Source organism: Bradyrhizobium sp. Ec3.3 (genome assembly GCF_000472925.1).
In the GTDB taxonomy this organism is placed as follows: domain Bacteria; phylum Pseudomonadota; class Alphaproteobacteria; order Rhizobiales; family Xanthobacteraceae; genus Bradyrhizobium.
Genome location: NZ_AXAS01000006.1, coordinates 132,171 through 151,348 on the forward strand (window position 1 = coordinate 132,171; position 19,178 = coordinate 151,348).

The 19,178-nt window shown below is 64.0% G+C and carries 20 protein-coding genes; 15 read left to right on the forward strand and 5 right to left on the reverse strand.

What is annotated here, in order from left to right:
• Positions 1–24: 24 nt before the first annotated feature.
• The 12 genes from cysG to YUU_RS0107260 all read left to right on the forward strand — a co-directional run bounded on the left by cysG (position 25) and on the right by YUU_RS0107260 (position 11,428).
• A complete protein-coding gene (cysG, locus tag YUU_RS0107205) occupies positions 25–1,452 on the forward strand; it encodes a siroheme synthase CysG (protein WP_027521787.1) in 1,428 nt (475 codons plus the stop codon).
• Positions 1,449–1,766, forward strand: a complete 318-nt coding sequence (locus tag YUU_RS0107210) for a DUF2849 domain-containing protein (protein ID WP_027521788.1) — start codon at positions 1,449–1,451, stop codon at positions 1,764–1,766. Before cysG ends, YUU_RS0107210 begins: the two co-directional genes overlap by 4 nt.
• Positions 1,767–1,776: 10 nt before the next feature.
• On the forward strand, positions 1,777–3,432 hold the full coding sequence (locus tag YUU_RS0107215; RefSeq protein WP_027521789.1) for a nitrite/sulfite reductase: 1,656 nt from the start codon (positions 1,777–1,779) through the stop codon (positions 3,430–3,432).
• A complete protein-coding gene (locus YUU_RS0107220) occupies positions 3,419–3,934 on the forward strand; it encodes a DUF934 domain-containing protein (protein WP_027521790.1) in 516 nt (171 codons plus the stop codon). Before YUU_RS0107215 ends, YUU_RS0107220 begins: the two co-directional genes overlap by 14 nt.
• A complete protein-coding gene (locus YUU_RS0107225) occupies positions 3,931–4,662 on the forward strand; it encodes a phosphoadenylyl-sulfate reductase (RefSeq protein WP_027521791.1) in 732 nt (243 codons plus the stop codon). The genes YUU_RS0107220 and YUU_RS0107225 overlap by 4 nt, the downstream gene beginning before the upstream one ends.
• Positions 4,663–4,774: 112 nt before the next feature.
• Complete coding sequence (locus YUU_RS0107230) at positions 4,775–5,776, forward strand: sulfate ABC transporter substrate-binding protein (protein WP_156944147.1); 1,002 nt, start codon at positions 4,775–4,777, stop codon at positions 5,774–5,776.
• A gap of 138 nt (positions 5,777–5,914) precedes the next feature.
• On the forward strand, positions 5,915–6,751 hold the full coding sequence (gene cysT, locus YUU_RS0107235) for a sulfate ABC transporter permease subunit CysT (protein ID WP_084801337.1): 837 nt from the start codon (positions 5,915–5,917) through the stop codon (positions 6,749–6,751).
• Between the two features lie 11 nt (positions 6,752–6,762).
• Positions 6,763–7,674, forward strand: coding sequence for a sulfate ABC transporter permease subunit CysW (gene cysW / locus YUU_RS0107240; RefSeq protein ID WP_027521794.1), 912 nt, complete (start codon positions 6,763–6,765; stop codon positions 7,672–7,674).
• Positions 7,664–8,698 carry a sulfate/molybdate ABC transporter ATP-binding protein gene (locus YUU_RS0107245; protein ID WP_027521795.1) on the forward strand — a complete coding sequence of 345 codons (1,035 nt, stop codon included), beginning with the start codon at positions 7,664–7,666 and terminating at the stop codon, positions 8,696–8,698. The genes cysW and YUU_RS0107245 overlap by 11 nt, the downstream gene beginning before the upstream one ends.
• Positions 8,699–8,873: 175 nt before the next feature.
• Positions 8,874–9,377, forward strand: coding sequence for a CAP domain-containing protein (locus tag YUU_RS0107250; protein WP_027521796.1), 504 nt, complete (start codon positions 8,874–8,876; stop codon positions 9,375–9,377).
• Positions 9,378–9,456: 79 nt separating this feature from the next.
• Entirely contained in the window at positions 9,457–10,638 is a 1,182-nt protein-coding gene (locus YUU_RS0107255; RefSeq protein ID WP_027521797.1) for a patatin-like phospholipase family protein, read from the forward strand.
• 1 nt (position 10,639) lies between these two features.
• Positions 10,640–11,428 carry a 3-hydroxybutyrate dehydrogenase gene (locus tag YUU_RS0107260; RefSeq protein WP_027521798.1) on the forward strand — a complete coding sequence of 263 codons (789 nt, stop codon included), beginning with the start codon at positions 10,640–10,642 and terminating at the stop codon, positions 11,426–11,428.
• A gap of 204 nt (positions 11,429–11,632) precedes the next feature.
• Here YUU_RS0107260 and YUU_RS0107265 read toward each other — a convergent pair whose 3' ends face one another.
• From YUU_RS0107265 to YUU_RS0107275, 3 genes are all read right to left on the reverse strand, one after another.
• Positions 11,633–12,457, reverse strand: a complete 825-nt coding sequence (locus YUU_RS0107265) for a sulfite exporter TauE/SafE family protein (RefSeq protein WP_027521799.1) — start codon at positions 12,455–12,457, stop codon at positions 11,633–11,635.
• Between the two features lie 233 nt (positions 12,458–12,690).
• On the reverse strand, positions 12,691–14,058 hold the full coding sequence (locus YUU_RS0107270; protein ID WP_027521800.1) for an oligosaccharide flippase family protein: 1,368 nt from the start codon (positions 14,056–14,058) through the stop codon (positions 12,691–12,693).
• 236 nt (positions 14,059–14,294) lie between these two features.
• The gene (locus YUU_RS0107275) at positions 14,295–15,128 is read right to left on the reverse strand and encodes a protein-disulfide reductase DsbD domain-containing protein (RefSeq protein WP_027521801.1); all 834 of its coding nucleotides are present in this window, start codon (positions 15,126–15,128) and stop codon (positions 14,295–14,297) included.
• Between the two features lie 181 nt (positions 15,129–15,309).
• Here YUU_RS0107275 and YUU_RS0107280 point away from each other — a divergent pair, with 181 nt between their 5' ends.
• The gene (locus tag YUU_RS0107280) at positions 15,310–15,954 is read left to right on the forward strand and encodes a YqgE/AlgH family protein (protein WP_027521802.1); all 645 of its coding nucleotides are present in this window, start codon (positions 15,310–15,312) and stop codon (positions 15,952–15,954) included.
• A 168-nt stretch (positions 15,955–16,122) separates the two neighbouring features.
• Here the strand turns inward: YUU_RS0107280 and YUU_RS0107285 are convergent, their stop codons facing one another.
• Together YUU_RS0107285 and YUU_RS0107290 are read right to left on the reverse strand one after the other, a co-directional pair.
• The gene (locus tag YUU_RS0107285; protein ID WP_027521803.1) at positions 16,123–17,010 is read right to left on the reverse strand and encodes a TauD/TfdA family dioxygenase; all 888 of its coding nucleotides are present in this window, start codon (positions 17,008–17,010) and stop codon (positions 16,123–16,125) included.
• A gap of 107 nt (positions 17,011–17,117) precedes the next feature.
• Complete coding sequence (locus YUU_RS0107290) at positions 17,118–17,897, reverse strand: SDR family NAD(P)-dependent oxidoreductase (RefSeq protein ID WP_027521804.1); 780 nt, start codon at positions 17,895–17,897, stop codon at positions 17,118–17,120.
• 99 nt (positions 17,898–17,996) lie between these two features.
• On the opposite strand from YUU_RS0107290, the gene YUU_RS0107295 reads away from it, so the two are divergent.
• Together YUU_RS0107295 and YUU_RS0107300 are read left to right on the forward strand one after the other, a co-directional pair.
• Positions 17,997–18,731 (forward strand): SDR family NAD(P)-dependent oxidoreductase, encoded by a 735-nt coding sequence (locus YUU_RS0107295; RefSeq protein ID WP_027521805.1) that lies wholly within the window; start codon positions 17,997–17,999, stop codon positions 18,729–18,731.
• A gap of 63 nt (positions 18,732–18,794) precedes the next feature.
• Positions 18,795–19,169 (forward strand): CsbD family protein, encoded by a 375-nt coding sequence (locus YUU_RS0107300; protein ID WP_027521806.1) that lies wholly within the window; start codon positions 18,795–18,797, stop codon positions 19,167–19,169.
• Positions 19,170–19,178 lie beyond the last annotated feature (9 nt).

The following is a 19,178-nucleotide window of genomic DNA, read 5'->3' on the forward strand; positions in this document are numbered from 1 at the left end:
CGTAATTGGGGAAGCGAGTACCGTATGCGCTTCTTGCCGGTGTTCCTCGACATCAAGACCGGTCCGGTGGTCCTCATCGGCGCCGGCGAGCTGCTGCGCGCCAAATTGCGCGTGCTCGCGGCCGCCGGCGCGCGTATCCGCGTGCATGCGACGGACAGCAATCACGACCTCAGCGGCGTCGGCGCTGATGATGCGCAACGCGTAACCTTTCTTGCCGGCGATCCGCTGACCGCTGATCTGACCGGCGTCATCGCCATAGTATGCGCAGGCGCGGGTGACATTGGCGTGGCGATGTCGGCGCGCGCGCGGTCGCTCGGGCTGCCCGTCAACGTCATGGACGATCTCGAATATTCGAGCTTCATCTTCCCCGCGATCGTCGACCGCGGCGACGTCGTGGTGGCCGTCGGCACGGGTGGCGCCTCGCCGGTCGTGGCGCGGCGCGTGCGCGAGAAGATCGAAGCGCTGCTGCCCGCCAGAATTGGCGATCTCGCCGAATTCATCGGCGGCTTCCGCAAATCCATTCATGCCGCGATTGCCGAGTTTCCGCTGCGCCGCCGCTTCTGGGAGCGCGTGATCGATGGTCCAATTGGCGCGCTGGTGCTTGCAGGCCGAAAGGCCGAAGCAGAAGCCGCGCTCAAGGCCATCGCCGATCCCTCCGCATTCGCGCTGGCGGACAAGCCGGCGGGGAACGTCGCGCTGGTCGGCGCCGGCCCCGGCGATCCCGATCTCCTCACCATCAAGGCGCTGCGCGCGCTCCAGGATGCCGACGTCGTTTTCTATGACGAGCTGGTGTCACCTGAAATCCTCGATCGTATCCGTCGCGACACGGCGCGCATTCCGGTCGGCCGCCGCGTCGGCAAGCCCGGCATCGGCCAGGACGCCATCAACAAATTGATGATCGAGGCCGCGCAGTCCGGCCAGCGTGTGGTGCGCCTGAAGGGTGGCGATTCCTTCGTATTCGGCCGCGGCGGCGAGGAAGTCGAAGCGCTGCGCGCAGCGGGCGTCGCCTATTCCATCGTGCCCGGCATTACCGCTGGTCTCGGCGCCGCTGCGGATTTCGAGGTGCCGCTCACCTATCGTCACGAAGCGCTTCGCATCACCTTCGTCACCGCGCACAAGGCGCGCGATGCCGAGACCGTGGACTGGTCGACGCTGACCGACACCAGGATGACGGTCGTCGTCTATATGGGCATGACCGCAGCACCCACGGTGCGCGAGGGTCTTCTGGCCGCCGGCCGCTCGCCGGAGACGCCGGTCGGCGTGTTCGCCCGTGTCACGCGCCCCGATGCGCAAGGCGCGATCGGCACGCTTGCCGAGTTGCCCGAGCTCGTCAAACGCCTCGACGGCGGTCCCGCCATTCTCATCATCGGCGATGTGGTCCGGCATGCCGGCGCCTTTCGCCATCAATCCCCCAGGCAAATCATCTCCGAGCTATTGGAAGCTGCCCAATGACCTCTCCGCTTGAACAAAAGAAAATCAAGATCGCCGGCCCCTCGGTGGTGACCGCCAACCGCACCTGGGATGGCATCGTGGTCTATCGTACCGCCGCCAAGGGCTGGTCCGTGGACCTGTCGGATGCCGCGATCGTGCGCAACTCGGATGAGGCCAAGGCGTTGCTAGCAGAGTCGGTAGCCGATGACGTCGGCGCAGTCGGCGCCTATATCGCGCCTGTACAGGTCGACGAGGAAGGCAAGATCCTCCCCGGAAACCTGCGTGAGCAGATCCGCCGCACCGGTGTGACCATCGGATCGCAGGCCCAGGTTTAAGGCACTCTCGATGTACGCTTACGATGAAATCGACCGCACGCTGGTCAACGAGCGGGTCTCGGAATTTCGCGACCAGGTGAAGCGCCGCCTCTCAGGCGAGCTCACCGAGGACGAGTTCAAGATCCTGCGCCTGCAGAACGGCGTCTATCTGCAACTGCACGCCTACATGTTCCGCGTCGCGATCCCCTACGGGACGCTGTCGTCGGAACAATTGCGCCGCCTCGCGCACATCGCGCGTCGCTACGACCGCGGCTATGGCCACTTCACCACGCGGCAGAACATCCAGTTCAACTGGATCAAGCTCGCCGAATTGCCGGATGCGCTCGCCGATCTCGCCGAAGTCGGCATCCATGCGATGCAGACCTCCGGCAACAACATGCGCAACGTCACCTCGGACCAGTGGGCCGGCGTCGCGCCGGGCGAGATCGAGGATCCGCGGATCTGGTCGGAGCTGCTCCGCCAGCACACCACGCTGCATCCGGAGTTCTCGTTCCTGCCGCGCAAATTCAAGATCGCGATCACCGCGTCCGATCACGACCGCGCCGCGATCAAGATCCACGACATCGGCCTGCGCCTCGTCAAGAACGAGAAGGGCGAGACCGGATTCGAGGTGCTGGTCGGCGGCGGGCTCGGCCGCACGCCGTTCATCGCCAAGACCATCAAGCATTTCGTTCATGGCCGCGACATCCTGAGCTATGTCGAGGCGATCTTGCGCGTCTACAACCAGTACGGCCGCCGCGACAACATCTACAAGGCACGTATCAAGATTCTTGTGCACGAGCTCGGCATCGAGAAGTTTTCGCGCGAGGTCGAGGACGAGTGGCAGCACATCCGCAACTCCTCGCTCCAGATCGACGACAGCGTGATCGAGGACATCCGCTCGCGCTTCACCTATCCGGCTTACGAGAAGCTGCCGCATATGCCGGACGAGCTCCGCCAGGCCGCGGCCGATCCGGAGTTCGAGGCGTGGCGGAAGAACTCGGTGGCTCCGCACAAGGTCCAGGGCTACTCGATCGTCACGATCTCGCTGAAGCCGACCGGCGGACCTCCGGGCGATGCCACGGCCGAGCAGATGGACGCGCTCGCCGACCTTGCCGAGAAATACTCGTTCGGCGAGATCCGCGTCGGCCATGAGCAGAACCTGGCGCTGCCGCATGTCGCCAAGCGCGATCTGCCGGCCCTGTGGAAGGCGCTCGACAAGCTCGGGCTGGCCACGCCGAACGTCAACCTGATCACCGACATCATCGCCTGCCCGGGCCTGGATTATTGCTCGCTGGCGAACGCGCGCTCGATCCCGATCGCGCAGGAACTGACGCGCCGCTTTGCCAATCACGAGCTCGCCAACCTGATCGGCCGGCTGCACATCAACATCTCCGGCTGCATCAATGCCTGCGGCCATCACCATGTCGGTCATATCGGTATTCTCGGCGTCGAGAAGAACGGCGAGGAGGTCTACCAGATCACCATCGGCGGCCGCGCCGACGAGAGTGCGGCGCTCGGGACCCTGATCGGGCCCGGCGTGAAGTTCGACGAGGTCGCCGACGTCATCGAGGATGTCGTCGAGGCCTATCTGGCGCTGCGTGAGCGGCCGGAAGAACTCTTTATCGATACCGTGAAGCGCCTCGGCGTCGAACCATTCAAGGAGCGGGTTTATGCCACTCGTTAAGGGCGGAAAGATCGTCGAGGATAGTTTCGTCAAGCTCGACGTCGATGCGCCGCTGCCCGCCGCCGGCGATATCCTGGTACCTGGCGATCGCTTCCTGAAGGATGCGGCCGCCTTGCTCGCGCGTCCCGGCAAGGTCGGCGTGATCTGGCCGAACAACCGCGACATCGACGAGCTGGTGCCGTATCTCGGCAAGCTTGCCGCGGTCGCGCTGGTCTTCCCGACCTTCCGTGACGGTCGCGCCTACAGCCAGTCGCGGCTGCTGCGCGAACGCCACGACTATCGCGGCGAGCTGCGCGCAACGGGCCAAGTGCTGCGTGACCAGTTCGTGTTCATGCTGCGTGCCGGCTTCGATAGCTTCGAGGTGAAGAAGCAGGCCGATGCGGAAGCCTTTACGCAGACCGTGAAGCGCTATTCGGTGTTTTACCAGCCGACCGGCGATGGCCGCATCACGGCGCTGCATCGGCGCATGCAACTGCGCCATTCGGAAGGTGTCGGCACATGAGCGCGATCGCGCCTCAGGAATCATTGCCATCCGCGCCGGCGCTGCCGTCCACCGACGAACTGGATCGCGCGTTGCGCGATGCCTCGCCGGGGGAGGTCGTTGCTGCGGCATTGAAGGTCGTCGGCCGCGAACAATTGGCGGTCGTGTCGTCGTTCGGCACTGAGTCGGCGGCACTGCTCAAGGTGGTGGCCGACGTCGATCCGGCGATCCCGGTGGTCTTCCTCGATACCGGCTGGCTGTTCGAGGAGACGCTCGCCTATCGCGATACATTGATCGCAGCGCTCGGCCTGAAGGATGTGCGCTCGATCACGCCTCTCGAGGAAACGTTGACGCGCGAAGATCCCGACCGCGATCTCTGGTTCTCCAATCCCGACGCCTGCTGCCGGATCCGCAAAGTCGAGCCGCTGGCGCGGGCACTAAAACCGTTCGCCGCATGGATCAACGGCCGCAAGCGTTTTCAGGGCGGCGAGCGTGCCGAGATTGCGGTCGTCGAGGATGACGGCGCGCGGTTGAAGTTCAATCCGTTCGCCAATGTCTCGCGTGACGACATCAAGGCGATCTTCGCGCGTGCCAAATTGCCGCAGCACCCGCTTCAGGCCTCAGGTTTCCTGTCGGTTGGGTGTATGCCTTGCACCAGCCGCGCCGCCGAAGGCGAGGACGAGCGGGCGGGTCGTTGGCGCGGTCGCGCCAAGACAGAATGCGGCATCCACACGATGAAGATTTCGTAGCACAGCCGCGCTACGTCGCCGCAAACAAGAAAATCCGGTTCCGTTGACTTAAGAGCATTTCGACCCGAGTTATGCCCGCATGCCATCGATGACGCCGATGTCGTCGAGGTAAATGGAGATGGATATGATCCGCCGTATCGTTCCGCTCGCGGCAGGCCTCCTCTGGGCAAGCTCGGCTTTCGCTGCTGACATCAACCTCTTGAACGTGTCGTATGATCCGACGCGTGAGCTCTATGTCGAATTCAACAAGGCGTTTGCGACCGCCTATCAGAAGGAGACCGGCAAGAGCGTCGAGATCAAGCAGTCGCATGGCGGCAGCGGATCGCAGGCGCGCGCGGTGATCGACGGACTGCAGGCCGACGTGGTGACGCTCGCGCTCGCCTACGACATCGACGCGATCGCGGCCAAGGGGCTCACCGCTGCCGACTGGCAGAAGCGCCTGCCGCAGAATTCCTCGCCCTATACCTCGACCATCGTGTTCCTGGTGCGCAAGGGCAATCCCAAGGGCATCAAGGACTGGGACGACTTGATCAAGCCAGGCGTTGCCGTGATCACGCCGAACCCGAAGACTTCGGGCGGCGCGCGCTGGAACTACCTTGCCGCCTGGGGCGATGCGCAGAAGAAGTACGGCTCCGTCGACAAGACCAAGGAGTTCATCGGCAAGCTTTACCAGCAGGTGCCGGTGCTCGACACCGGCGCCCGCGGCTCGACTGTGACTTTCGTGGAGCGCGGCGTTGGCGACGTGCTGCTCGCCTGGGAGAACGAGGCGTACCTGGCCCTGAAGGAATTCGGCCCTGAGAAGTTCGAGATCGTGGCACCGCCGCTCTCGATCCTCGCCGAGCCGCCTGTCACGATTGTCGACAAGGTTGCCGACAAGAAGGGCACGCGCAGCGTGGCCGATGCCTATCTGCAATATTGGTATACCAAGGAAGGTCAGGAAATCGCCGCTCGCAATTTCTATCGTCCGCGCGATTCCGAAGTCGCGAAGAAATACGAGAATTCTTTCGCAAAAGTCGAGCTGTTCACGATCGACGACGTTTTCGGCGGGTGGACCAAGGCGCAGAAGGAACATTTCGCCGATGGCGGCGTCTTCGATCAGATCTACAAGAACTGATCGGGCGCTGTCGCAGAGCATGATCCGGAAAAGTGTGAAGCGGTTTTCCGGAAAGATCATGCTCAAACAACAACCTAAAGCGCGATGATGATTCATTCCAATCTCATCGCGCTTTAGGAGGCTTTAGCAGGGGGCCTGGTGAGCGCAATCGCAACACGACGACGGACATTGCCGGGCTTCGGTCTCACGATGGGACTGACGCTGTCCTGGCTGTCGATCATCATCCTGATTCCGCTCGCAGGCCTCTTCCTGCGCACGCTCGAGCTCAGCCCCGAGCAGTTCTGGGCCATTCTCTCCAGCCGCCGGACCCTGAACGCGTTGCGCGTCTCCTTCGGGCTCGCCTTCGCTGCGGCCTGCGTCAATCTCGTGATGGGCAGCATCATCGTCTGGGCGCTGGTGCGCTATCGCTTCCCCGGCCGGCGGCTGTTCGATGCCATCGTCGACGTGCCCTTTGCACTGCCGACCGCGGTCGCCGGCGTTGCGCTGACCTCGCTGTTTGCGGAGAAGGGCTGGCTGGGTGCGCCGCTCGCGGCGCTGGGCATCAAGGTGGCGTTCACGCCGCTCGGCATCTTCATTGCGATGATCTTCATCGGCATCCCCTTCGTGGTGCGCACCGTGCAGCCGGTGCTGCAGGACCTCGATCCCGAGATCGAGGAGGCCGCCGGCAGTCTGGGGGCAAGCCGCTGGCAGACCATCATCCGCGTGATCCTGCCCTCGCTCGGGCCGGCGCTGCTGACGGGCCTGGCGCTCGCCTTCGCGCGCGCCGTCGGTGAGTACGGCTCGGTGATCTTCATCGCCGGCAATCTGCCGAACGTCTCGGAGATCGCGCCGCTCCTCATTGTGATCCGGCTCTCCGAGTTCCGCTATGCCGATGCGACCGCAATTGCGGTCGTCATGCTCATCGTGTCCTTCGTCATCATCTTCGCCGTCAACCGGTTACAGCGCTGGGCGCAGGACCGGATTCCGGTGCATTGAGGGCTGATACGATGACGATGCAGATTGCAGATTCAGTTTCGCTCTCCACGCCCGACGCGAAGGCGCGCCTGCATGCGGTCGCCGCGCGCGAAAACCTTCGTACCGAGCCGAAGGCGGTGCGCATCGCGATCATTTCCGTCGCGGTCCTCTTTCTCACCGTCTTCGTCGTGCTGCCGCTGGTCGTCGTGTTCGCGCGGGCTTTCTCCAAGGGCATCATGGCCTATCTTGCCGCGCTGTCGGAGCCGGAGGCGCTGGCCGCGATCCGGCTGACGCTGCTGGTGGCGGCGATTTCGGTCGGCCTCAATCTCGTGTTCGGTCTGGTCGCGGCCTGGGCGATCGCCAAGTTCGAGTTCAGGGGCAAGACCTTCCTGATCACGCTGATCGACCTGCCGTTCTCGGTCAGTCCCGTGATCTCGGGTCTCGTCTTCGTGCTCCTGTTCGGCGCGCAGGGCTATTTCGGCGGCTGGCTGCGTGACCACAACATCCAGATCCTGTTCGCGGTGCCCGGCATCGCACTTGCGACCACCTTCGTGACTTTCCCGTTCGTTGCGCGCGCGCTGATCCCCTTGATGCAGGAGCAGGGCACGCAGGAGGAGGAGGCTGCGATCTCGCTCGGCGCCTCGGGCCTGCAAACGTTTTTCCGCGTCACCCTGCCGAACATCAAATGGGGCGTGCTCTATGGCGTGCTGCTCTGCAATGCGCGCGCGATGGGCGAGTTCGGCGCGGTCTCCGTCGTCTCCGGCCATATCCGCGGTGAGACCAACACCATGCCGCTCTTGGTCGAGATTCTCTACAACGAATACCAGTTCGTTGCCGCGTTCGCGATCGCCTCGCTGCTCGCGATGCTGGCGCTGATCACCCTGATCGCCAAAACCATTCTCGAACGTCAGCTGGACGAAGGACACGACGCCCGTGACCATTGAAGTCAGGAATCTCGTCAAGAAATTCGGGAGCTTTGCCGCGCTCGACGGCGTCGACCTCAAGGTCGACAATGGCGAGTTGCTCGCGCTGCTCGGGCCGTCCGGTTCCGGCAAGACGACGCTGCTTCGGATCATCGCGGGCCTCGACTGGCCCGACTCCGGCGAAGTCTCCTTCAATGGCGAGGACGCGCTGGCGCGGGGTGCGCGCGAGCGTCATGTCGGTTTCGTGTTCCAGCACTACGCGCTGTTCCGCCACATGACGGTGTTCGAGAACGTCGCCTTCGGCCTGCGCGTGCAGCCGCGTGCGGTTCGGAAGGATGAGGCCGCCATCCGCGCGCGCGTAAAAGAGCTGCTCGATCTCGTGCAGCTCGACTGGCTCGCCGACCGTTATCCGAGCCAGCTTTCGGGCGGCCAGCGCCAGCGTATTGCGCTGGCGCGTGCGCTCGCGATCGAGCCGCGCATCCTGTTGCTCGACGAGCCCTTCGGTGCGCTGGATGCGAAGGTGCGCAAGGAGCTGCGCAAATGGCTGCGCTCGCTGCACCATGAGATCAACGTCACCTCGATCTTCGTCACGCACGACCAGGAGGAGGCGCTCGAAGTCGCCAACCGCGTCGTTGTGATGGACAAGGGCAGGATTGAGCAGATCGGCTCGCCCGATGATGTCTACGACAATCCGGCCACCGCCTTCGTCCATGGTTTCATCGGCGAGTCCATCGTGCTGCCGGTCGAGGTGACGGGCGGCGCGGTACGGCTCGGCGAGCGCCAGCTCAACCTGACAGCCGGAGCGACGGCGTCTGGCGCGTCAAGGCTGTTCGTGCGGCGACACGACATGCTGGTCGGGCCGCCCGGATCGGGCGCCTTCGACGGCGCCGTGCAGCATGTGCGAAATTTTGGTCCCGTTCAGCGGGCCGAGGTTTCCCTGTTCGGTGGCGAGACCATCGAGATCGACGCCCCCCGCGACAAGGAACTGCGACAAGGCGACAGGATCGGCCTTGTACCCCGCCGCTACCGGATCTTTGCGGGTTAGGAAGCCCGTCATTCCTGGGCGTGAGCGCGAACCCGGAATCTCGTGCCACAATCTCGAGATTCCGGGTCTGCGCGTCGCACAGCCCGGAATGACGTCGGTATAATTCTCTGCAAAATTCACCTTTCAGCCACGGTTGGTATGCAACAACGGCCCGTCTTTTTGGGGGCCCTGATTCATGCGCGCTGCGGCCGCAATTCTCATCGCTTTGCTTCTCGCCGGCTGCGCGGGCAACGAAGCGCCGGTCGAACAGCCGTCGATGTATGCCGACATGGCCGTACCAGGCGCGCGGCTCGATGCGCAGGCAGCCGCCGTGATGATCTCGCAGTACCGCCAGAACAACAGCCTCGGTACCCTCATCATCGATCCCGACCTGATGAAACTGGCCGAATCCCAGTCCCAGGCGATGGCGGCCGCCAACAAGATGGACCACGACGTCCGCGCGCCGCTCGCCAAGCGGCTCGCCGCCGGCGGCTATCCGGCGACCGTCGCGGTCGAGAACATCTCGGCCGGCTATCATACGCTGGCGGAAGCATTTTCCGGCTGGCGCGACTCGCCCCCGCACCGGGCCAACATGCTCAAGAGCGGTGTCACAAAATTGGGCATAGCGGCGAGCTATGCTCCGAACACCAAATACAAGGTGTTCTGGACGATGATTCTGGCATCTACCGAGCCCCGATAAGCCAGTCTTGATCCCCAAAACATTGACGCCGCCGTGAACTGGGGTCACGGTGGGCCGCCCTCATTCCATTGATCCCCTCATGACCGATCATCAAGGCCCGGCATCGAACAGAATCCCCGCCAATGCGCAGCGCGTCCTGGTGCTCCAGGGCGGTGGTGCGCTGGGCTCCTATCAAGCGGGCGCCTATCAGTCACTGTGCCATTTCGGCTTCGAGCCGGAATGGGTTGCCGGCATCTCGATCGGCGCGGTCAACGCCGCCATCATTGCCGGCAATGAGGGCCAGACCCGCGTCAAGCGGCTGAAGGAATTCTGGGAGATGGTGTCGGCGCCGGTGCCGTGGAAGCCGATCGGCAAGAGCGATCACAGCCGCGAGCTGTTCAACTCCACGAGTGCGGCGCTGATCGCGACCTTCGGCGTGCCCGGATTCTTCATCCCGCGCGTTCCGCCCGCGCCGCTCTGGCCGCCGGGCCATCCCGAGGCGGAAAGCTATTACGACACCGGACCGCTGAAGAAGACGCTGGAGCGGCTGGTCGATTTCGACCGCATCAACGATCTGAAGACGCGCCTGTCGGTCGGCGCGGTCGGCGTCACCTCCGGCAACTTCCGCTACTTCGACAATTACGAGTTCAAGAAGCTCGGCAAGAAGATCGGCCCTGAGCACATCATGGCGTCCGGCGCGCTGCCGCCAGGCTTTCCCTCCGTCATCATCGAAGGCGAGCATTACTGGGACGGCGGCATCGCATCCAACACGCCGCTCGACTACGTGCTCGATGCCCAAATCGATCGCGACATGTTGATCTTCCAGGTCGACCTGTTCAGCGCGCGGGGCGAATTGCCGACCTCGCTGCTGGACGCCGCCGAGCGCGAGAAGGACATCCGCTATTCCAGCCGCACGCGGATGAACACCGACAAGAACAAGCAGCTGCACAATGCCCGCAGGGCGGTGCGCGACCTGATCAGCAAATTGCCGGATTATCTGAAGAACGATCCCTCCGTCGAATTCCTCGCCAAGGCGGCGCGTGAAAGTACCGTGACCGTCGTGCACCTGATCTACCGCAGCAAGAACTACGAGTCCTCGTCCAAGGACTACGACTTCTCGCATGTCGCCATGGTCGAGCATTGGGAAGCCGGTGTGCGCGACGTGCATCTGTCGATGCGCCACAAGGATTGGCTCGAAAAGCCGCAATCCGGCGAGACCATGGTGACTTACGATCTCACAGGGGACGTACCCGTGCCCCCGGCCTCAACCAGGAGTGAATGATATGGGTAGCTTGTCAGGCAAGAACGCTGTCGTGACCGGATCGACCAGCGGCATCGGGCTCGCTTATGCGCGTGCCTTTGCTGGCGCCGGCGCCAACGTCGTCATCAATGGTTTCGGCTCGCCCGAGGATATCGAGAAGGAGCGTGCCAAGATCGAGTCCGATTTCAAGGTGAAGGCGATCTATTCGCCCGCCGACATGACCAAGCCTGCCGAGATCGCCGAGATGATCGCGCTCGGCGACAAGACCTTCGGCTCGGTCGACGTCCTCGTCAACAATGCCGGCATCCAGTTCGTCTCGCCGATCGAGGAATTCCCGCTCGAGAAGTGGGACCAGATCATCGCGATCAACCTGTCTTCGGCTTTCCATGCCATCCGCGCCGCGGTGCCCGGCATGAAGAAGAAGGGCTGGGGCCGTATCATCAACACGGCGTCGGCGCATTCGCTGGTCGCTTCGCCCTTCAAGTCGGCCTACGTCTCGGCCAAGCACGGCATCGCCGGCCTCACCAAGACCGTGGCGCTCGAAGTTGCGACCCACAAGATCACCTGCAACTGCATCAGCCCCGGCTACGTCTGGACGCCGCTGGTCGAGAAGCAGATTCCGGACACGATGAAGGCGCGCAATCTGACGCGCGAGCAGGTCATCCACGACGTTCTGCTCGATGCGCAGCCGACGAAAGAGTTCGTCACCTCCGAGCAGGTGGCGGCGCTGGCGCTGTTCCTGTGCAGCGACGATGCCGCGCAGATCACCGGCACCAACCTCTCGATCGACGGCGGCTGGACGGCGGAGTAAATCCACTCTCTGTCATGCCCCGCGAAGGCGGGGCATCCAGTACGCCGCGGCCTATCGATTCAATCACAGCCGTCTCGGAGTACTGGATCGCCCGGTCCCGTCTCCGCCAAGGCTCCGACGAGGCTCGCGATGCAGGCGCGCCGAAGCTTCAGCGAAGGCGGCAAGCCGGGCGATGACAGCGAGAGTTGTGCGGCCGTTCTGTGTTCAATGCGTCCAGGCCAGCGCGGTCACGATCGCGGACGACAGGTTCAGCTCGGCAAACATGATCTTGCCTGAGACCACGAAGAGGACGCTGGCAAGCGTCAGGCGAAGCACCGTCTCCGGCACGCGCGTCGCGCTGAAGCTGCCGAGCACGATGCCGGGCAGCGAGCCCATCAGCAGCACGCCCATCAGCGCCCAATCCACGTCACCAAGCGCCCAGTGTCCGGTGCCGGCCACCAGCGTCAGCGGGACGGCGTGTGCGATGTCGGAGCCGACGATGGTCGCCATCGGCAGGCGCGGATAGAGCAGGAGCAGCACGGTCACGCCGACCGCGCCGGCACCGACCGACGAAATCGAGACCAGCACGCCCAGCACGGCACCGGTGACCACGGTCGCGATCGCGGTGGCGCGGTCCTCGACGCGCTCGAGCGAGTGGCGCCAGCGATCCATGATCGTCTTGCGGAAGATCAGCGAGGTTGCGGTGAGCAGCAGCGCGAAGCACAGCACCAGATTGACCAGGCTGCGCTCGGTGTCGCTCTTGAGATCGAGCTTCCAAAGCACGAACAACGTCAGCGCACTCGCCGGAATGCTGCCGCACGCTAGCCGCAGCACCGCGGGCCAATGCACGCTGCGCGACCAGCCATGCACCACGCTGCCGCCCGTCTTGGTGCCGGCGGCGTAGAGCAGGTCGGTCCCGACCGCGGTCGACGGGTGGACACCGAACAACAGGATCAGCAGCGGGGTCATCAGCGAGCCGCCGCCAACGCCGGTCATACCGACAAGCAGGCCGACGCCGAATCCTGAAGCGACGTAGAGCGGGTCAATCATGTCTTGGCGAGTCTAGGTTTATCTCGTTGGTCAAGCAATACGCGTAGAATAAAGTTGCTGCTGACGGCAATGCACCGCGGAAAAATAAGAAGAAACCGTGCGTGGATTGGAGATTGGTGGTGATTTTTGCCCAAATGTCCCCTCCCCACGAAATGACCGTTTTGCGGTGCAGGGCCAAGTCAAACGAAGAAGGGGCTGAAAAGGTTCCGCTCGGGAGAGGCGTTTTTTGCCGTCTATCGGCCGAACGCCAGCACGTGCAGGCCGAGCCGCTGCCGCACGATCCAAAACAACAGCACGGTCTCGAAGGTGAGGGAGATCGAGGTCGCGGCGGCCGCGCCGTGGCCGCCGAAGCGCGGCACCATTGCGATGCAGAGGATGACGTTCATCACGAAGGCGAGCGCGTAGGCGAGCGCGCAGATCTTCTGGTGACCGAGCATGTTGAGGAGACGCTCGACCGGCCCGATCGCGGCGCGTACCACGAGCCCGATCGCGGCGATGAACATGATGTCGTAGCCGATCACGAATTGCGGTCCGAACAGCCAGAGCAGCGGCTTGCCGAGCGCCAGAAGCACGGCGGTCGCGGCGAGCGAGGGCCAGAAGGTCCAATTGATGGCGTGCGTGACATAGGCCGACAGGCGCGTCTTGTCGCCGAGCGCGTTGTATTCGGCAAAGCGATGCGCCGTCGTTGCCGACATAGCGTAGTGGATGAAGGACACCAGCGCCAGCGTCTTCACCACGGCGAAATAGACGCCGACCTCGTCGGAGGGACGGAATTGCTGGAGCACCAGCACGTCGGTGTAGGACAACAGCAGGTAAAAACTCTCGACCAGCAGGATCGGCAGCGAGATCGCAAGCCAGCCGCCAACGTCGTAGGCCTTGGGGCCGTCCTCGACATGATCGGCGAGCTTGCGGTTGAGCACCACCATCTGGCCGGTCATGGCGATCCACACCGCAGCCGCACTCGCCACCATCGCGGCGGTCGCGCCGAGATGAAAGCCGAGCAGGAAGGCGGACGCGGTGATGCCGATGATCAGCGCCTGACGAATGATGAATTGCGGCATCAGGCCGAGCTGCATCCAGTCATGCGCGCGCGCAATGCCGTCCTGGGTGTTGGCGACCACGAATGCCGGCAGCGTCATGCAGCCGATATAGAGCGGCAGCCGTGCGGCCGGATCGATCCATGGCGAGAGCAGGAGGACGACGCCGGCGAGCGCAAGCGAGACCAGGGCCGAGACCACGAAGGTCAGCCAGCGGCTGCCGGAGAGGAAGCCGCGTAGCAGCGCGTGTTCGCCGCTGGTGCGGTATTCCGGAATGATTTTCTGTGCGGAAGCCGAGATGCCGAAATCCATCATGCTGCCGAGCAGCAGCACCCAGGTCCAGACATAGACATAGACGCCGTAGTCGGACGTGCCCATCCAGCGCGCCAGCAGGATCTGCGAGAGATAGGCAAGACCTGCGCTGATCACGCGGATGAGGAAGATGGTACCTGCGAGCCGGCGCGTCAGCGACGCCTCGCTGGTGCCGCCGGTCAACTTGCCGCGCAGCCGCGCAATCAGGCCGGCCGGCCCGGTCCTTGCGGGTTCTGCGTCCATCACGGTCACGTCGAGATCCCCAGGCGTCCCGCATGCTGCGGCAGCCTTCCGACTAGCAACCATTCGTTAAGATTTGGTTGGGTGGCCCCCGCGTGGTCGTCCTGGCGCAAACCAGGACCCATTACCCCAGGCAGAAGTTATTGGAAGGGAGATAACAGCCACCGTGCCGTCAAGCTGCCGCCGGTGGTAATGGGTCCTGGATCTGCGCTCCGCTTCGCTGCGCTTGTCCAGGACGACGCGACGGGTCAATCGAGGTTGATATTGAACTCGTACGACTTCTCCGGCCCCACCAGCGTGAACTTCAACGCGGCACCGTCGGGCTTGGCGCCGGGCGGCAGGCCGTCGAGTTCGAAGGCGAAGCGCTTGACGCCCGCCGGGCTATGCTCAACGGGTGAGGGGACCGGCAGCGCCCAGTCGGGCGTCGGCCCCTCCACGAACAGGTTGACGTCGCGCCCATCGGGCGTGGCCACGTCGACCAGCACCTTCGTCGCGCCCTCGCGCTTGACGTCGCGGATGGTCAGCGGAACGGGATCGCCGACATTGGCGGGCTTCGGCACCGTGTCGAGCGCCGCGAACAGCGCGCCGTCCTCGGTCGAGGCGACGCTGTTGAAGCCGAGCTCGGCGCTGGCCTCGACGGGGATACAGAGCTTTTCGCAGACCGCGTAATTGATTTCGGCGCGCAGGGTCACGGGCTTGTCCGGGACCTTGGCGACGATGCGCAGCGGCAGCACGATCTGGTCGTGATAGCCGATCGAATGGCCACCGGCGCCATCGTCGAATTTCAGCGGCGCCGGCCACAGCACGGTCACAGCTTCGACATTTTCGGACTTGGAGAAGTCGAAACGCGGCGGAACGCCGGAATCGCCAGGCGTGCGCCAATAAGTCTTCCAGCCGTGCTGAAGCTGGAATGCGATGCCGCCGAGCAGCACCGGGCCGCTGCGCGATCCCGCCAAAAGGCGCACGGCGGAATGGCCGTCGCGCTGCCAGGGCGAGGCGTCGTCGGCGCGCGAGGGCTGCGCGGACACGAGCAAGGTTACGGCGACGATGGTCGCGGCGTGCTTGGGAACCATGGTGAGCATAGCACGTCTTTACAGGGTCGGTCCGGCGCAAACCATTGAATTGCTTGTGATGGACGCATCGGAATTGGCTTTGGAATTTGGCTTGGGAGTTAGGCTTGGGGAATTCGGTCCATGCAAGCCTTGATTTGACAGCGGGCAAGCCCGACATCAGGATATGAACCGAGAGGGGAGTGCTTCACCGATGGGTTCTGCAGGCAAGAGAACTGGCGACAGCACCCCGGCGACCGGCCCCGCCGTCCCCAATTCGGCGGGCTATCTCGACGGGCGGCTCTTGATCGCCATGCCGGTCATGGGCGACCCTCGCTTCGAGCGCTCGGTGATCTATCTCTGCGCCCATTCGGCCGAGGGCGCGATGGGCATCATCGTCAATCATCCTGCTGGCAGCATCGATTTTCCGGAGCTGCTGGAGCAACTCGGTATCATCAAGAAGGGCGCGCAGATCGAGCTGCCGGAGAACGCCGAGAGCATGAAGGTATTGCGCGGCGGCCCGGTCGATACGGGGCGCGGCTTCGTGCTGCATTCCAGCGACTTCTACATCGAGAACGCGACGCTGCGAATCGATGACGGTGTCTGCCTCACCGCGACCGTCGACATCCTGCGCGCGATCGCCAACGGCTCCGGCCCGAAGCGTGCCATCCTTGCGCTCGGCTATGCCGGCTGGGCGCCGGGTCAGCTCGAGACCGAGATCCAGAGCAATGGCTGGCTGCATTGCGACGCGGATGCGGATCTGATCTTCGGTGATGACGTCGAAGACAAGTACGCGCGCGCCTTGCGCAAGATCGGCATCGATCCCGGCATGCTCTCGAACGAGGCGGGGCACGCGTAGGTGCGCGCTCGCTGTCACGCCCCGCCACCGGGTCTCGCCTTCGGCGAGCCCGATGACAGGCTCCGGCGGGGCATCCAGTACGCCGTGGCTTATCGATTCTAACACGACCGTCTCGGAGTACTGGATCGCCCGGTCAAGCCGGGCGATGACGCTGTTCATCAGAAAAACCTACTCCGCCGCCTGTTGCTGCACCGTCGGCTCGGTGCCCGCGACCGTCGCGCGGCGCATGTCGCGGGGCTGCGACTGGTCGTAGCGCCGCACGCGGTGCATGGTCTGGCGGTTGTCCCACATCACGAGATCATGCAGCTTCCATTTGTGCACGTAGACGAATTCTCCTTGCGTCGCGTGCTCGTTGAGATCGCGCAGCAGCAGCCGGCCTTCGGGCACGCTCATGCGCACGATCTTGCCGGCATGTGAGGACAGGTACAGCGACTTGCGGCGATGCACCGGGTGCGTGCGCACCAGGCGCTGCAACACCGGTTTGAACATCGCCTTCTCCTCGTCGCTATATTCGGTGAAGCCGAGCGAGCCGCGCGAATACATCAGCGAATGCTCGCAGATCATATCCTCGATCTCCGCCTTGGTTTCGTCATCGAGCGCGTCATAGGCCGCACGCATGTCGGCGAATTCGGTGTTGCCGCCCTTCGGGTTCACCACGCGCGCCGACAGCAGCGAGAACTTTGCAGGGATTGGGCGAAACGAGCTGTCGGAATGCCAGAGGCAATTGCCGAGATTGAACAGATGCGTGCGGCTGTCTTTCGCCAGCGGCTTGCCGTCCTTGCCGAGATTGCTGACATCGTTCAGGCCAGAGCTGAGACGATAGTCCTTCTCCTTGGTGACGGTGCCGCCGCGCGCGTCCTCGCGCTGGCCGAAGTTCAGCGCAAAAGCCATCTGCTGCTCATCGGTGATGTCCTGGTCGTGAAAAACCAGCACCGCGTATTTGTCCATCGCAGCCTCGATCTGGCGCGCCTCATCCGTCGTGAGCGGCTGGCGCAGATCGAGGCCCGAAACCTCGCCGACAAAATGCTTCTGAAGCTGCCGGATGGCGATCGTCATTGCGATTCTCCTGGCGTTCTCCCGGGGCGTGCGAGCGGTTTGCCCGCTCTGTTGGCGAAAAGGCTATCCCCGCGCCTGCCGATGTCAACGCTGTGCGCGCATGGCTCTCACGCGTTCCGTGCCATCAAGCCGCCGTCGACCGGGATCACCGCGCCGGTCAGGAACGAGGCTGCCGGCAGGCACAGGCTCAAGGTCATGTGCGCGACCTCCTCGGGATCGCCGTAACGCCCGAGTGCGGTGCGGCGCTTGGCGTAGATCGTCTTGTGCTCTTCCGGAATCCGGTCGGTGATCGCGGTGCGGATCGGCCCCGGACAGATGCAGTTCACGGTGATGCCCTCGCGGCCGAGCTCGACGGCGAGTGAGCGCGTCAGGCTCGCAACGCCGCCCTTGGCGGCTGAATAGGGGCTGTGCAGCGCGGTAGCGCCGAGCGCCTCGGTGGAGGCGATGTTGACGATGCGCGGGCTCTTCGATTTGCGCAGGTAGGGCAGGGCGGCGCGGACGATGCGCGGATGCGCCGTCAGCATCACCGCGATACCCTTGGCCCAGGCGTCTTCGTAACTTTCGTCGTCGATCGCGACGCGCACGGAAATGCCGGCATTGTTGACGACGATGTCGAGCGCGCCGAAATGCGCGGCGACGTCGCCCACCACGCGGCTGATGTCCTTGGCGTTGGCAACATCGAGCTTCCACGCCTCGGCAGAGCCGCCGCTCGCGGTGATCTCCCTGGCGACGGCTTGCGCGCCATCCGGCTCGTAGTCGGTCACGGCGACATTGGCGCCTTCCGCGCCGAACACGCGTGCAGTCGCGCGACCCATGCCGCTTGCCGCGCCCGTAATGAGAACGGTCAGTCCCCTGACGGACCGGCTGAGCTGCTTGAACTCTGGCATGCTGCTTCCTCGCGCCTGCTCGCTTATTGTTGTCTCATTGACAAGGCTGGCATCGATCCGCACACACGTCAAACAAAGCAAAAGCAAAGGGAGGCCGCGATGAACGAGCTCGATTTCTCAGGTAAGCAGGTGCTGGTCGTCGGCGGTTCCAGCGGCATCGGTAACGGCATCGCACAGGCCTTTCGTGCCAAGGGCGCGCAAGTCGCGGTCTGCGGCACCCGCGCACATGCGAAGGACTATTCAGCGGAAGAAGGCTCGGATCTCACCGGTCTTGTTTATGCCCAGCTCGATGTCAGCGATGCCAGGGCGATCGACGCGTTCAAGCCGTCGTTCGAACGTCTCGACGTGCTGGTGCTGGCACAGGGCGCGGTGATCTATCGCCGCGGCGAATTCGAGATGGCCGGCTTCCGTAGGGTGCTCGAAGTCAATCTCATGAGCCTGATGGCCTGTGCCACGCGCTTTCATCCCATGCTGCGGGATTCGGGGGGATCGCTGATCATCGTCTCCTCGACTGCGGCCTATCACTCCACCATGGGCAATCCGGCCTACAATGCCTCGAAGACCGGCGCGGTTGGATTGACGCGGACGCTGGGCGAGGCCTGGGCCGAGGACGGCATCCGCATCAACGGCATCGCGCCGGGGCTCGTCGATACCAAGATGACCAAAGTCACGACCTCCAATCCGCAGCGGCTCGAGGGCGCGCTGTCACGCATTCCGCTGCGGCGATTGGGCACGCCGGCTGACATGGCGGGTGCGGCCTTGTTCCTGGCTTCGCCGTTGTCGTCCTACATCATCGGCCAGACCATCGTCGTCGACGGCGGGCTCATTCTCTAAAGCGATTGCGGAACCGCGCTGCGGCTGATCGGTTACTTGGGCTGACCCTCGAGGAGGACCAACATGGACAACGATCGGATTGCCGGATCAGCCAAGGAGTTTGCCGGACGCGTCGAAGGTGCGGTCGGTGAGATGACGGGAGACGCGAAGACGCAGGCCTCGGCCAAGGCGCGCGAAGCGGCCGGCACCGTGCAGAACCTGTACGGCCAGGCGAAGGATGCCGCGCGTGATGCCACGGATAGCGCTGCCGGTTACGCGAAGGGCGCCTATGAAGCTGGCCAGGATACATTCCGCGACGGGACGCAGGCACTTGCAAAGAGAGTGCAGGCGAACCCGATCGGCGCGCTGCTGGTCGCCGGCGGCATCGGCTTTGCGCTCGCGCTGTTGATGTCGCGGCCAGCCCGCCGCCCGCCGCCGCGCTGGCGCTACTACAGCTAGCCTACACGA